The 14,133-nt window shown below is 74.3% G+C and carries 11 protein-coding genes and 1 pseudogene; 9 read left to right on the top strand and 3 right to left on the bottom strand.

All coding sequences use genetic code 11. The annotated features are described in order from the left end of the window. Positions 1 to 27 precede the first annotated feature (27 nt). A complete protein-coding gene (gene metX / locus CUD01_RS13320) occupies positions 28 to 1,263 on the bottom strand; it encodes a homoserine O-acetyltransferase MetX (RefSeq protein WP_141321735.1) in 1,236 nt (411 codons plus the stop codon). A 147-nt stretch (positions 1,264 to 1,410) separates the two neighbouring features. Further along, positions 1,411 to 2,730: a bifunctional o-acetylhomoserine/o-acetylserine sulfhydrylase gene (locus CUD01_RS13325; RefSeq protein ID WP_141321737.1), complete on the bottom strand. Its 1,320-nt coding sequence runs from the start codon at positions 2,728 to 2,730 to the stop codon at positions 1,411 to 1,413. 474 nt (positions 2,731 to 3,204) lie between these two features. Between CUD01_RS13325 and CUD01_RS17155 the strand changes: the two genes are divergently transcribed. Further along, positions 3,205 to 4,647 carry a C40 family peptidase gene (locus tag CUD01_RS17155; RefSeq protein ID WP_244937782.1) on the top strand — a complete coding sequence of 481 codons (1,443 nt, stop codon included), beginning with the start codon at positions 3,205 to 3,207 and terminating at the stop codon, positions 4,645 to 4,647. A gap of 101 nt (positions 4,648 to 4,748) precedes the next feature. On the opposite strand, the gene CUD01_RS13335 is transcribed toward CUD01_RS17155, so the two are convergent. After that, positions 4,749 to 5,246: an inorganic diphosphatase gene (locus tag CUD01_RS13335; RefSeq protein ID WP_094181767.1), complete on the bottom strand. Its 498-nt coding sequence runs from the start codon at positions 5,244 to 5,246 to the stop codon at positions 4,749 to 4,751. A 181-nt stretch (positions 5,247 to 5,427) separates the two neighbouring features. On the opposite strand from CUD01_RS13335, the gene dacB reads away from it, so the two are divergent. From dacB to CUD01_RS13370, 8 genes and pseudogenes are all read left to right on the top strand, one after another. After that, positions 5,428 to 6,852 carry a D-alanyl-D-alanine carboxypeptidase/D-alanyl-D-alanine endopeptidase gene (dacB, locus tag CUD01_RS13340; RefSeq protein ID WP_141321739.1) on the top strand — a complete coding sequence of 475 codons (1,425 nt, stop codon included), beginning with the start codon at positions 5,428 to 5,430 and terminating at the stop codon, positions 6,850 to 6,852. Positions 6,853 to 6,896: 44 nt separating this feature from the next. Further along, entirely contained in the window at positions 6,897 to 8,030 is a 1,134-nt protein-coding gene (locus tag CUD01_RS13345) for an Rv3626c family coenzyme F420 biosynthesis-associated protein (protein WP_141321741.1), read from the top strand. A gap of 55 nt (positions 8,031 to 8,085) precedes the next feature. Then, positions 8,086 to 9,168: pseudogene (gene tilS / locus CUD01_RS16855) on the top strand (tRNA lysidine(34) synthetase TilS); the annotation flags it as partial. Positions 9,169 to 9,237: 69 nt separating this feature from the next. After that, positions 9,238 to 9,792, top strand: coding sequence for a hypoxanthine phosphoribosyltransferase (gene hpt, locus CUD01_RS16860; RefSeq protein ID WP_198303619.1), 555 nt, complete (start codon positions 9,238 to 9,240; stop codon positions 9,790 to 9,792). Between the two features lie 189 nt (positions 9,793 to 9,981). Further along, complete coding sequence (gene ftsH, locus CUD01_RS13355) at positions 9,982 to 12,015, top strand: ATP-dependent zinc metalloprotease FtsH (RefSeq protein ID WP_141321745.1); 2,034 nt, start codon at positions 9,982 to 9,984, stop codon at positions 12,013 to 12,015. Next, positions 12,015 to 12,617, top strand: coding sequence for a GTP cyclohydrolase I FolE (gene folE, locus CUD01_RS13360; RefSeq protein ID WP_141321747.1), 603 nt, complete (start codon positions 12,015 to 12,017; stop codon positions 12,615 to 12,617). The genes ftsH and folE overlap by 1 nt, the downstream gene beginning before the upstream one ends. 1 nt (position 12,618) lies before the next feature. After that, complete coding sequence (locus CUD01_RS13365) at positions 12,619 to 13,203, top strand: 1-acyl-sn-glycerol-3-phosphate acyltransferase (RefSeq protein ID WP_141321749.1); 585 nt, start codon at positions 12,619 to 12,621, stop codon at positions 13,201 to 13,203. A gap of 356 nt (positions 13,204 to 13,559) precedes the next feature. After that, on the top strand, positions 13,560 to 14,090 hold the full coding sequence (locus CUD01_RS13370; protein WP_141321751.1) for a hypothetical protein: 531 nt from the start codon (positions 13,560 to 13,562) through the stop codon (positions 14,088 to 14,090). The last annotated feature ends 43 nt before the right edge of the window (positions 14,091 to 14,133 follow it).

A 14,133-nucleotide genomic window follows, 5' to 3' on the forward strand; every position in this document is an offset into this window, starting at 1 on the left:
CCGTGCCGGCTCGCGGCGCGTCCCCGCTCAGGGCCGGCTGCGGACCCGCTCGGTCAGGAAGTCCGCGACGAGCGCGCCGACCTGGTCCTCCTCGATGAGGAACCCGTCGTGCCCGAAGTCGGAGTGCACGACGCGCACGGGACCCGCGCCGGGCACGTGCGCGGCGATCCGCTCGGACTGCGCCACGGGGAACAGCCGGTCGGTGTCGACGGCGACGACGAGCCCGCGCGCGGTGATCTGCGACAGCGCGTTGTCGACGCCGCCGCGGTCGCGGCCGAGGTCGTGCGTGAGCATGGTGCGTGTGAGGGTGACGTAGCTGTTTGCGTCGAACCGGCGCGCGAGCTTGTCGCCGTGGTGCTCGAGGTAGGACTGCACGGCGAACCGGCCGCCCTCGAGCGGGTCCTCGGCGCCCTGCGGGATCCGGCCGAACCGCTCGTCGAGCTCGTACGCGGACCGGTAGCTCTGGTGCGCGATCTGGCGTGCGAGCCCCAGCCCGCGGTGGGGGCCGTCGCCGGGCGCGGCGTCGTAGTAGTCGCCGCCGCGGAACGCGGGGTCCTGCTGGATCGCGACGAGCTGGGTGTGGAAGTTGGCGATCTGGTCCCCGCAGGTCGCGGCGGTGGTCGCGATCGCCGCGAACGCCTCGACCCGCTCGGGCTCGGACGCGGCCCACTCGAGCACGCGCTGCCCGCCCATCGAGGCGCCGATGACGAGCGCCCACCGCCGGATGCCGAGCAGGTCGGCGAGCCGCACCTCGGCGGCGACCTGGTCGCGCACGGACAGCACGGGGAACCGCGAGCCCCAGGGGCGCCCGTCGGGCGCGGGTGACGCGGGACCGGTCGAGCCCTGGCACCCGCCGAGGACGTTGGGGGCGACGACGAACCAGCGGTCGGTGTCGATCGGTGCGCCCGGCCCGACCATCGACTGCCACCAGCCGGGCGTGGGGTGGCCCTCGGCCGCGTCGCCGGTCACGTGCGAGTCGCCGGTGAGGGCGTGCAGCACGAGGACCGCGTTGGACCCGTCCTCGGCGAGCGTGCCCCACGTCTCGTAGGCGAGGCGGACGGCGGGCAGGCGACCGCCGGACTCGAGCGCGAACGGCCCGAGGTCCGCGAGCTGCCGACGCCCGAGCGGGTCGCCGTCCTGCCAGGCGGCGGACGCGGGCACCGGCGGGCGCTGCGCGACCGGGACGCGGCTCGTCCCGGTGCGGGCGTGGGCGCCGCCGGCCGGTGGGCTCGTGGCGGGCACCGTCGCGTTCTCGTCGGACACGGTCAGCCAATCTACGGAAGGGGGAGGGACGCCGCCCGGCGTCCCGTCCTGCGGGACGGCGGCGGGACGACGAAGGCGGGGCGACGACGGCGGGACGGGGTGCGGGCCGGGTGGGCGGTCGGGGGTGGCGCCCACCCGGCCCGGTGGTCAGGCGCCCTTGGCGGCGCGGAAGCCGGCCTCGAGGTCGGCGAGGATGTCGTCGACGTGCTCGATGCCGACCGCGAGGCGCACGAGCCCCGGCGTGACGCCGGACAGCTCCTGCTCCTGCGGGGTCAGCTGGCTGTGCGTGGTCGACGCGGGGTGGATGACGAGCGAGCGCACGTCACCGATGTTGGCGACGTTCGAGTGCAGCTCGAGCGCCGAGACGAACGCCTGGCCGGCCGCGGAGCCGCCCTCGATCTCGAACGCGAGGACCGCGCCACCGCCGCGCGGCGCGTACTTGAGCTGGTTGGCGTGCCACGGGCTCGACTCGAGGCCCGAGTAGTGCACGCGCTGCACGTCGTCGCGCGCCTCGAGCCACTGCGCGACCTTGGTGGCGTTCTCGACGTGCCGCTCGACGCGCAGGGACAGCGTCTCGATGCCCTGGGAGATGAGGAACGCGTTGAACGGGGAGATCGCGGAGCCCAGGTCGCGCAGGAGCTGGATGCGCGCCTTGAGGATGTACGACAGGTTCGCGCCGAACGCCGAGCCGACGCCGAGCGCCTCGGCGATCTTGAGGCCGTGGTACGAGGGGTCGGGCAGGTTGAAGCCGGGGAAGCGGTCCGGGTACTGCGCGTAGTCGAACGTGCCGCCGTCGACGATCACGCCGCCGATCGCCGAGCCGTGCCCGCCGAGGTACTTGGTCGCGGAGTGCACCACGACGTCGGCGCCCCACTTCAGCGGGTTGATGAGGTAGGGCGTGGCGACGGTGTTGTCGACGATGAGCGGCACGCCGTACTCGTGCGCGACGCCGGCGACGAGCTCGATGTCGAGCACGTCGGACTTCGGGTTCGGGATGGTCTCGGCGAAGAACGCCTTGGTGTTGGGGCGGATCGCGGCGCGCCACGCCTCGGCGTCGTGCGGGTCCGTCACGAACGTCGTCTCGACGCCGAGCTTGGGCAGCGTGTAGTGCAGCAGGTTGTACGTGCCGCCGTAGAGCGACGGGCTCGCGACGACGTGGTCGCCGGCCTCGGCGACGTTGAGGATCGCGAACGTCTCGGCGGCCTGGCCGGACGCGACGAGCAGCGCGCCGACGCCGCCCTCGAGCGACGCGATGCGGTTCTCGACGACCTCCTGCGTGGGGTTGCCGATGCGCGTGTAGATCGGGCCCAGGTCCTGCAGCGCGAACCGCGCGGCGGCGACGCCGGCGTCGGGGAAGACGTAGGACGTGGTCTGGTAGATCGGCAGGGCGCGCGCGCCCGTCGTCGGGTCGGGGACCTGGCCCGCGTGGATCTGGCGGGTCTCGAAGTTCCAGTTCTCGTTGCTCACTGCTGGCTCCTTGTGGCGGGGTGGGTCCGCGGGGAGCTCGGCAGCCGACGTCCGACCCGCGGGGAGAGGGGAGGGGCGCACGGTCGAGACGGGCTGGTGCGGGGCGTCGTCGGGCCGGACGGGGTCCGGGCGGCGAGCTGCCCGCAGGCATGCCGAACGTGCGCTGGTCAGCGACACATTCGACGAAGCATGGGGCCGAGGCTACGGGCTGCGTCCGCGCCGTGGAACGGGCGTCTTGCTTACTGAGATAGGTGTCTCATTCGCGGCGCAGCGCCCTCGGACCAGGACCTTCGTCTCAGATGGTGGACGGGTTGCGTCGCATGTGTCGGGTTCGTCCCGGATGTGACTGCTGTGAAAGGAGTGACTCTTGTGACGGGAGTTCACTTCTGTGGCACGCGTGGGTACCGTCCGAGAACGGGTACCGCCGCTGGTGGGTCCGGCAGGGACATCGGCACGACGAAGGGCACGCACGAGGTGGAGCGACGAGGACGACGAGCGCGCGGCGCAGGCGCGCTCACGGTCGCGACGATCGCGGCGCTGCTCGTCGGCGCGCCCGGCGCCGTCGCCGACCCCACGGGCCCGAGCGACCAGGACGTGCGCGACGCGCGCGCCGCCGTCGGCCGCGCCGAGCAGTCCGTCGCCGAGATGGAGGTCCGGCTCGCGCAGCTGTCCGCCGAGGCGGACACCGCGACCCTCCAGGTCCAGCAGGCCGGCGAGGCGTACACGCAGGCGATGAGCGACGCGCAGGCGGCGCAGGCCGGTGCCGACGCGGCCCGGACGCGCGCCGACCAGGCCGCCGCGGACGCCGAGCAGGCGCGCCGCGAGCTGCTCGCGATCGCCCGGCAGGTCGCCCGGTCCGGCGGCTCCGCCGACCTCGTCGAGTCCCTGCTGTCCGCGGACGGCTTCGCCGACGTCGCTCGTCGGACCTCCGCGATGGACCAGATCACCCGCAAGGCCGACTCGGCCGTGCAGGGCTACCAGGCGGCGAAGCTCGTCTCGAGCACCCTCGCCGGCACGGCGGACGACGCGGCCGCCACCGCGGCGCGCGCGCAGGACGACGCGCAGGCCGCGCTCGACCACGCGCAGGACCTCGCCGACGACGCGGACGCCGCACAGGCCGCGGCCCAGACCGAGCGCGAGGCGCTGCTCGGCCAGCTCGCCGCCGCGCGCAGCACGAGCGTCGAGGTCGAGCGCGAGCGGCAGGAGGCCATCGAGGCCGAGCGTCGCGCACGCGAGGAGGAGGAGGCTCGTCGTCGCCGCGAGGAGCAGCAGGACCCGACGCCCGTCGAGACGACCGACCCCGAGCCGATCCGCACGCCGGACCCCGCGCCGGACCCCGCGCCGACGCGCGACCCGGAGCCGACGAGGCCCGACCCGACGACGCCCGCCCCGCGCCCCACGACGCCGGCCCCGCGGCCGACCACCCCGGCACCGCGCCCCACGACCCCGGCGCCGGCCCCGACCACCCCGGCCCCGCGTCCCACGACGCCGGCCCCGGCGCCCACCCCGACCGACCGGTACGGCCTCGGCACCGGCGTCTCGCGCGGCTCGTCGTCGCAGGGCCAGAAGGCCGTCTCGATCGCGAAGACCCGCCTGGGCGCGCCCTACGTGTGGGGCGGCACGGGCCCGGGCTACGACTGCTCCGGGCTGACCATGACCTCGTGGAGCGGCGCGGGTGTCGGGCTCAACCGGACGTCACGCGACCAGTACAAGCAGGTCCTCAAGATCCGCTACGCCGACATGCGCCCCGGTGACCTCGTGTTCTGGGGCACCAACCCGAACAGCCCCGACTCGATCTACCACGTCGCGATGTACATCGGCGGCGGGCAGATCATCGAGGCGCCGCGGCCGGGCGTGGCCGTGCGCATCACGTCGATGCGGTACGCGGGCTCGATGCCCTACGCCGGCCGCCCGTGACCTGACCTGAGGACCGACGACGAAGGCCCGGACTCCCCGCGGGGGTCCGGGCCTTCGTCGTGACCGGCCAGTGCCGGCTGAGTGCCGGCTCAGCGACTCGCTCAGTGCTGGTCGTAGCCCGAGTCGATCGCACGCTGGCGCGAGCGCTGGATCTCCGCCTCGGCCTCCGCGCGGCCCACCCAGTGCGCGCCCTCGACGGACTTGCCGGGCTCGAGGTCCTTGTAGACCTCGAAGAAGTGCTGGATCTCCAGGCGGTGGAAGTCGGAGACGTCGTCGATGTCCTGCCGCCACGCGGCGCGCTGGTCGCCCGTGGGAACGCACAGCACCTTGTCGTCGCCGCCGGCCTCGTCGCGCATGCGGAACATGCCGAGCGCGCGGCACCGGATCAGGCAGCCGGGGAACGTGGGCTCCTCGAGCAGGACGAGGGCGTCCAGCGGGTCGCCGTCCTCACCCAGGGTGCCCTCGATGAAGCCGTAGTCGTCCGGGTAGCGCGTCGAGGTGAAGAGCATGCGGTCGAGCCGGATCCGCCCCGTCGCGTGATCCACCTCGTACTTGTTGCGCTGACCCTTGGGGATCTCGATCGTGACGTCGAACTCCACAGCTCTCCTGTCGGCTCGCGGCGCCGGCGCACCACCGGTGGGAGGTGCGCGCGCACGCGGCGTGGTTCGGTGACCGGCGTGCCGCGGGTTCGGGCGCACCGAGTTGTCCGTCATAGTCTGACGCACCGGTGGGCCGATCGTCCCATCGCACTTCTTCGAGGCCCCTGAGCGGAGCGTGACGATGGCCACAGGCGCGCGAGTCGTCGGCACGACGATGCTCGTCCTGGTGCTCGGCGTCGGGGGCTACGTGGCGGCCGACGCGTACGACGTCGCGCCCGGGTTCGTGACGCTCGACCCGGTCCCGCCGGACCCCGCGCCGTTCCCGACGGCGCCCGCCGCCGTCGCGCCGCCCGAGGCCGAGCCCGCCCTCGGGCCGGTGGCCGCGGACGCGCCCGTGCCGGCGTCCGCGCCCGTGGAGGCGCTCGTCGCTGACCTGGTCGCCGACGAGCGCCTGGGCGAGGGCAGCGCCGTCGGGGTGCTCGTCGCGGACGAGCTCACGGGGCAGGTCGTCGCGCAGCACGGCGCGGACGTCGCGCGGGAGCCGGCGTCCACCGCGAAGCTCGTCACGGCCGTCGCGGCGCTCGGCACGCTGGACCCGGCGAGCACGTTCACGACGAGCGTCGTGCGCGGCCCCGGCAACCAGGTGGTGCTCGTCGGCGGCGGCGACATGATGCTCGCGCCCGACGAGGGCGACGCGTCCGTCGTCAACGGGCGCGCGGGCCTGGGTGACCTGGCGCGCGCCGCGGCCAAGCAGCTCAGGCTCGTCGGGCTGACCGAGGTCACGCTGCGCGTCGACGACACCCTCTACTCCGGCCCGCGCACCAGCCCGGGCTGGGACGAGGACGACCTGGTCCTCGGCTACGTCGCGCCCGTCGCGCCGCTCGCGGTGCGGATCGCGGCGACCAAGGAGGGCGTGGAGTACCCGCCGCGCTCGTCGGACCCCGCGCTGTCCGCCGCGCAGGTGTTCGCGGCCCGGCTCGCGGAGGCGGGCGTGACGGTCACCGGGACGGTCGCACGCGGTGGTGCGCCCTCGGGCGCGACCGTCCTGGCGACCGTGAGCTCGGCCCCGCTGCAGGACGTCGTGCACTTCTTCCTCGAGTCGTCGGACAACACGATCACCGAGGTCGTCTCGCGCGCGGTCGCGCTCGACCAGGGCCTGCCCGCGAGCTTCGACGGCGGCACGCAGGCCGTGCTGCGGGCGGTCACCCGGCTCGGCGCCGACACGACGGACGCGGCGCTCGCGGACGCGTCCGGGCTCGCCGAGGGCTCGCGCCTCACGCCGACGACGCTGCTCGACCTGGTCCAGCTCGTGGCCGACCCCGCGCACCCCGAGCTGCGCTCGATCGCCGCCGGGATGCCGATCGGCGGCCTCACGGGCACGCTGCACGACCGCTACCTCACGTCCGACGCGCGCGGGCTGGTGCGCGCCAAGACCGGCAGCCTCGCGGGCGTCAAGGGTCTGGCGGGCACCGTGCTCACCGCGCAGGGCCGCCAGCTCACGTTCGTCGTGCTGGTCCGGCACGCCAAGGAGACCGGGCCGTGGGGTCCGCGCCAGGCGATCGACGCGTTCGTCACCGCGCTGCACGGGTGCGGCTGCCAGGGCTGACCGGGCCGGTCGTACGCGTGGTCCCGCGGGTTACGGTGAGCCGCATGAGCGCCACGCGCACGACGACGAGCGCCCCCGGTCCCGTCGACTGGGACGCCGCCGCCCGCCTCGCCGCGCGCGCCGTGCGGCCGGGACCGCGCGCGCCGCGTGCCGAGCTCGAGGACCTCGTCGCGGGGCTGCGGGCCGCGGCCGGGCCCGCGGCCGAGCACGCCGCACGCGTCACCCGGCTCGAGGCGGCCGACGGTCGACCCGCGGCGGACGTCTCGCGCGTGCTCGTCGTCGACCGTGCCGGCTGGGCGCGCGCGAACGTGCGGATGTTCGAGGTCATGGCGACGCCCCTCGTCGACGCGCTCGCGCGCCCCGACGGGTCGGGCGCGCGCGGCTCCTCCGCCGTCGGGCGGCTCGCGGGTGCCGCCCAGGTCGGCGCCGTGCTCGGCGTGCTGGCCGGCAAGGTGCTCGGGCAGTTCGACCCGTACACGCCACGCGCGGGTGCGCCGGCCGGCGGTCCCGGCGAGGGACGGCTGCTGCTCGTCGCGCCCAACGTGCTGCACCTCGAGCGGACGCTGCGCGTCGAGCCCGCCGACTTCCGGCTGTGGGTCGCGCTGCACGAGCAGACGCACGCGCTGCAGTTCGCCGCCGCGCCGTGGCTCGCCGACCACCTGCGGGAGCGGTCCGCCGCGCTGCTCGGCGACGTCGCCGGGCAGGTCACGGGGCACGCGGGCGACGAGGGCCGCGAGGAGACGCTCAGCCGGATGCTCTCCGCGCTGGGCCGCGTGCTCACCGACGACGACGCGAGCATCCTGGACGTCCTGACGCCCGAGCAGCGCCAGGTCGTCGACGAGGTCGGCGCCGTCATGTCCCTGCTCGAGGGGCACGCGGACGTCGCGATGGACGCCGTCGGGCGGAGCGTCGTGCCGTCGGTGAACGAGATCCGGCGCAAGTTCGAGGCGCGGCGCGACGCGCAGTCACGCGTGCGCGGGCTCGAGTCGGTGCTGCGGCGCCTGCTCGGCATGGACGCCAAGCTCGCGCAGTACCGCGACGGTGCCGTGTTCGTGCGGGCCGTCCGCTCGCGCGTCGGTGTGACCGGGTTCAACGCGGTGTTCGCGGACCCCGCGCACCTGCCGACCGCCGCGGAGATCGCCGACCCCGGCGCCTGGGTGCGCCGCGTGCACGGCTGATGCGCGCCCACGCGCGTGCTCGTCGGCGGGTGCCGCTCGTGGCCGGACGTTGACCGTGACCGGACCCGACCCGCGCGTCGCGGCCGCCCGGCGTGCCGTCCGCGCCGCGGTCGCCGACCTGCCCGACGACGCGCTCGTGCTCGTCGCGTGCTCGGGCGGTCCCGACTCGCTCGCGCTCGCGGCCGCCGCGGCGTTCGCCGTGCCCGGGGGCCGCGGGCCGCGCGGGCGGTCCGACGAGGTGCGGCGGCGGGCCGGCGCGGTCGTCGTCGACCACGGGCTCGCGGCGGGCTCCGGCGACGTCGCCGCGCGCGCGGCCGAGCAGTGCCGTGCGCTCGGGCTCGACCCGGTGCTCGTCGTGCGCGTGGACGTCGCCGGGCCGGGCGGCCCCGAGGCCGCCGCGCGCGCGGCGCGGTACGCCGCCCTCGAGCGCGCGGCCGACGAGACCGGCGCCGCCGCGGTGCTGCTCGGCCACACGCTCGACGACCAGGCCGAGACCGTGCTGCTCGGCCTCGCGCGCGGGTCGGGCGCGCGGTCCCTGGCTGGGATGCCCGCCGTGCGCGGGCGCCTGCGCCGGCCGTTCCTCGCGGTCCGCCGCGCCGACACGCTCGCGGTCTGCGACGCCCTGGGCCTCGACCCGTGGCACGACCCGACCAACGCGGGCCGCTGCGGCGACCCGCTGCGCAGCCGCGTGCGCGCCACCGTGCTGCCCGTGCTCGAGCGCGAGCTCGGGCCCGGTGTCGCGGCGGCGCTCTCCCGCACCGCCACGCAGCTGCGCGAGGACGCGGAGGCGCTCGACGAGCAGGCCGCCGCGCTGCTGCACGACGCGCGCGAGCACGCTCGTCGGGACACCGCGCAGCACGCGGCCCGGGACGGCGACGCGGGCGCCCGCCCGGGTCACGACGAGCACGCGGACGCCGTCGTGCTCGACGTCGCGACGCTCGCCGACGCCCCGCCCGCGGTGCGCCGCCGGGCCCTGCGCGCCGCGCTCGTCGCCGCGGGCGCACCCGCCGGCTCGGTGCACCGCGTGCACGTGCTCGAGCTCGACGCGCTGCTCACCCGTTGGCACGGCCAGGGCCCGCTCACGCTGCCCGGGCGCGTGGTCGCGGCCCGGCGCTGTGGCAGGCTTGTGGTCGGACCCGCCACCCGCGCGGCGCGACCCGGGACGAACCGCCCGAGCGACCCCGAGAGCCTCTGGACAGGAGCAGCTGTGGACCCTGCGGACATGGGAGACGACCTGGAGAAGGTCCTGCTCACGCAGGAGCAGCTGCACGGTCGGCTCGACGAGATCGCGGCGCAGGTCGACGCGGACTACGCGGACAAGGACCTGCTGCTCGTCGGCGTCCTCAAGGGTGCCGTGATGGTCATGGCGGACCTCGCGCGCCGGCTGCACTCGCCCGTCGCGATGGACTGGATGGCGGTGTCGTCGTACGGCTCCGGCACCAAGTCCTCCGGCGTCGTGCGGATCCTCAAGGACCTCGACACCGACCTCACGGGCAAGCACGTGCTGATCGTCGAGGACATCATCGACTCGGGCCTGACGCTGTCCTGGCTCGTGTCGAACCTGCGCAGCCGCGGCCCGGCGAGCGTGGAGATCGCGACCATGCTGCGCAAGCCGGACGCGGCGAAGGTCGAGGTCGACGTGCGGTACGTCGGCTTCGACATCCCGTCGGAGTTCGTCGTCGGGTACGGCCTCGACTACGCCGAGCGGTACCGGAACCTGCCGTTCGTCGGCACCCTGGCACCGCACGTGTACACCTCCTGAGCCGCTGCCCGTCCGCCTGCCCGTCCGCACGGCCCGCACGCACCGCCCGGCCGTCGCCGGTGCGGTCCGGGCGGTGACCGGCGGGCTGTGCCCTGCGCGAACACCGGCCGGGAACGTCAGGATCACCGTGTACGTTCGACCGACAAGCCCGCTCGAGCAGGAGGATGTGGGGCTCGGCCCCGAACGCCTATGAACGTCAAGCGCCTCGCCCGTGGTCCCGTGCTGTGGATCGTGCTGGCCGTCGTGCTGCTCTGGATCGGCGTGAGCACGCTGGCCCAGCCCAGCGTCAAGTCCATCGACACGTCCGACGGCCTCGAGCTGCTGCGCGGCGACACCGTCGAGTCCGCGAAGATCACCGACGGCGTGCAGCGCGTGCAGCTGACGCTGAAGAAGAACTTCGTCGAGGGTGACGACGACTACGGCAAGCTCGTGCAGTTCCAGTACGTCGCGCCGCAGGGCGAGACCGTCGTCGAGGCCGTGCAGTCGGCCGACCTGGACAAGGGCTTCACGTCCGAGAACCCGCAGACGTCGTGGTGGAGCAGCCTGCTGTCGCTGGTGCTGCCGTTCATCATCATCCTGGCGATCTTCTGGTTCCTCATGGCGAACATGCAGGGCGGCGGCTCGCGCGTCATGAGCTTCGGCAAGTCGCGCGCCAAGCTCGTCTCCAAGGAGTCGCCGCAGGTCACGTTCGCGGACGTCGCGGGCGTCGACGAGGCCGTCGAGGAGCTCACGGAGATCAAGGAGTTCCTCTCCGAGCCCGCCAAGTTCCAGGCCGTCGGCGCCAAGATCCCCAAGGGCGTGCTGCTGTACGGCCCGCCCGGCACCGGCAAGACGCTGCTCGCGCGCGCCGTCGCGGGCGAGGCCGGCGTGCCGTTCTACTCGATCTCCGGCTCGGACTTCGTCGAGATGTTCGTCGGCGTCGGCGCGAGCCGCGTGCGCGACCTGTTCCAGCAGGCCAAGGAGAACTCGCCCGCGATCATCTTCGTCGACGAGATCGACGCCGTCGGCCGCCACCGCGGTGCGGGCCTGGGCGGCGGGCACGACGAGCGCGAGCAGACGCTCAACCAGATGCTCGTCGAGATGGACGGCTTCGACGTCAAGACGAACGTCATCCTCATCGCCGCGACCAACCGGCCCGACATCCTCGACCCCGCGCTGCTGCGGCCCGGGCGGTTCGACCGCCAGGTCGCCGTCGAGCCGCCGGACCTCAAGGGGCGCGAGCGGATCCTGCAGGTCCACGCGCAGGGCAAGCCGATGGCCCCGGCCGTCGACCTGACCGCAGTCGCGCGGCGCACGCCGGGCTTCACCGGCGCCGACCTGGCGAACGTGCTCAACGAGGCCGCGCTGCTCACCGCGCGCAAGAACGCGCAGATCATCGACGACCACGCGCTCGACGAGGCGATCGACCGCGTCGTCGCCGGCCCGCAGAAGCGCACGCGCGTCATGAACGTCAAGGAGCAGAAGCTCACCGCATACCACGAGGGCGGCCACGCGCTCGTCGCCGCGGCGCTGCGCTACACCGACCCGGTCACCAAGGTGACGATCCTGCCGCGCGGCCGCGCCCTCGGCTACACGATGGTCATGCCCGTCGAGGACAAGTACTCCGTGACCCGCAACGAGCTGCTCGACCAGCTCGCGTACGCCATGGGTGGCCGCGTCGCCGAGGAGCTCGTGTTCCACGACCCGACGACGGGCGCGGGCAACGACATCGAGAAGGCCACCGCGACCGCACGCCGCATGGTCACGCAGTTCGGCATGTCGAGCACGCTCGGCGCCATCCGCCTCGGCCAGGACTCCGGCGAGGTCTTCCTCGGCCGCGACATGGGCCACCAGCGCGACTACTCCGAGGAGGTCGCGGGCCGGATCGACGCCGAGGTGCGGGCCCTCATCGAGCACGCGCACGACGAGGCGTGGGAGATCCTGGTCCAGTACCGCGACGTGCTCGACGCGCTCGTGCTCGAGCTGCTCGAGAAGGAGACGCTCAACGCGGCGCAGCTCGCGGAGATCTTCCGGCCGGTCGAGAAGCGCGCACCGCGCCAGGTGTGGCTGTCCAGCGACCAGCGTGCCGTCTCCGACCGCCCGCCGGTGCAGACGCCCGCGGAGGTCGCGTCGCGCAACGGGCACGCCGTCGTCCCCGAGGACGAGGCCGCCGCGGCGAACCCGGAGCGCCCGCCGACCGAGGCGGTCGAGGTCCCCCCGTCCCAGACGCCCGAGCTGTCCTGATGGTCGACCCGATCACCGCGCCCGACCAGGCCGTCGGCGAGTACGACCAGGACCGCGCCGAGGCGGCCATCCGTGAGCTGCTGCTCGCGGTCGGCGAGGACCCCGAGCGCGAGGGCCTGCGCGAGACCCCCGCACGCGTCGCGCGCGCCTACCGGGAGATCTTCGCCGGGCTCCGCATGGCCCCGCAGGACGTGCTGACCACCACGTTCGACCTCGGTCACGAGGAGATGGTGCTGGTCAAGGACATCGAGGTGTACTCCACCTGCGAGCACCACCTCGTGCCGTTCCACGGCATCGCGCACGTCGGGTACATCCCGGGCGAGGACGGGCGGATCACCGGCCTGTCGAAGCTCGCCCGGCTGGTCGACGTGTTCGCGCGGCGTCCGCAGGTCCAGGAGCGCCTGACCTCGCAGGTCGCCGACGCGCTCGTCGAGCAGCTCAAGCCGCGCGGCGTCATCGTCGTCGTCGAGTGCGAGCACCTGTGCATGTCGATGCGCGGGGTGCGCAAGCCCGGCTCGCGGACCGTCACGTCCGCCGTGCGCGGGCAGATGCGCGACGCCGCGACCCGGGCCGAGGCGATGAGCCTCATCCACGCGCGCTGACATGCGCGTCCGCCGGGCACTCGCGCGCCTCTACTGGGCCCTGAGCCGGTGGCGTCTGTCCACGCAGCGGCTGCCGCGGGACGGCGCTGGCGTGATCCTCGGCGCCCCGCACACGTCGAACTGGGACTTCGTGCTGATGCTCGCGATCGCGTGGGAGCAGGGGCTCGGGTTCCGTTGGCTCGGCAAGCACACGTTGTTCCGTGGGCTCGCCGGACCGCTCATGCGTTCGATCGGCGGCATCCCCGTCGACCGGCGGGACCCGGCCGGGCTCGTCGAGGAGCTCCTCGCGCGCGTGCGCGCCGGCGAGCGGTTCTACCTGGTCGTGACGCCCGAGGGGTCACGCAGCGGCTCGGGCTGGAAGTCGGGCTTCTACCGCATCGCGCGGGACGCCGACTGGCCCGTGACGCTCGGGTACGTCGACCGGCCCACCATGACCTCCGGGCTCGGCCCGACGATCCGGCTGACGGGGGACGTCCGCGCCGACATGGACGTGGTGCGCGCGTTCTACGCCGACAAGTCGGGCCTGCGCCCGTCCCGGCGCACCGAGCCGCGCCTGCGCGCGGAGGGCGGGCAGGAGTCCGTATGAGGTTCCTGCGCTCGCGCGCTGTGCTCATGACCGTGTCGATCGTCGCGGCCGTCGCCCTCGTCGCCACCCTGGCCGTGGGGCTGCTCGTCTGACGTCCGTCGCCCTCGCCGCGACCCCGGCCGTCGGGCCCCTCGTCTGACGTCCGACCCCGCGGGGCCGTTCTCGTCGTCGTGCCCGCGCGATGCCCGCGCGGGACGGACGTCCGCGCGACGGCCGTCCATCCTGAGGGTTCTGCCAGCGCGCCGGAACCGGTACCGGCGGGTAATCCCCCGAAGTGATGACGCAAACCGCATCGAAGCGGTTCGCATCTGGACAAACGTTGCAGCGCTCTCATCAGCGCTGATACCTCTTGCGCCATGTTGACCACGGGAACCTGGGAGAAGCTCGTCGCGACGCCGCGGCCGCTGACGGACGAGCTCACGACGATCAAGGGGAAGCCGTTCGGCCTCCTGCGCAAGGCGGTCAAGACGTGGGAGCACGAGATGGCGAACGCGCCGCTCGTGTTCGCGGCCGTCGTGCAGGCGAACAGCGCGCTGTTCGACCCCGCGGAGGCGACGTGGGCGCCGGCCGTCCTGCTCTACACGACCGACCCCGCACACATCCGCGACGGCGAGTGGCTGCGCCAGGTCGCAGACCGCTGCGCCGCGCTGCGCGAGCGCCGCACCGGCGACCGCCGCGAGGACGGCCTCGGCTTCCTCCTGAACGAGGAGGAGAGCACGTTCGACATCGAGGTCCCCCCCACGCTCACGGGTGGCGTGACGGCGAAGATCCTCACGACGTACCTCTCGCCCGGCACCCTGCCCGGCGGTGCGATCCCGGCGCACCGGATCCTCGCCGGCCTCGCCTGGGAGAAGGAGCTCGTCCTGCTCCCCAAGACCTACTACTGACCGTTCGGGTCGGCGTGCCGGGTGCTGGTCTGCACCCGGCACG

It is taken from the genome of Cellulomonas uda (assembly GCF_006538705.1).
Lineage (GTDB): Bacteria > Actinomycetota > Actinomycetes > Actinomycetales > Cellulomonadaceae > Cellulomonas > Cellulomonas uda.

Excerpts from the sequence above, each read along its gene's own strand:
- CUD01_RS13365 (WP_141321749.1), top strand. The coding sequence starts at position 12,619 with ATGCGCGTCCGCCGGGCACTCGCGCGCCTCTACTGGGCCCTGAGCCGG.
- ftsH (WP_141321745.1), top strand. The coding sequence starts at position 9,982 with ATGAACGTCAAGCGCCTCGCCCGTGGTCCCGTGCTGTGGATCGTGCTG.
- dacB (WP_141321739.1), top strand. The coding sequence starts at position 5,428 with ATGGCCACAGGCGCGCGAGTCGTCGGCACGACGATGCTCGTCCTGGTG.
- folE (WP_141321747.1), top strand. The coding sequence starts at position 12,015 with ATGGTCGACCCGATCACCGCGCCCGACCAGGCCGTCGGCGAGTACGAC.
- CUD01_RS13370 (WP_141321751.1), top strand. The coding sequence starts at position 13,560 with ATGTTGACCACGGGAACCTGGGAGAAGCTCGTCGCGACGCCGCGGCCG.
- CUD01_RS13345 (WP_141321741.1), top strand. The coding sequence starts at position 6,897 with ATGAGCGCCACGCGCACGACGACGAGCGCCCCCGGTCCCGTCGACTGG.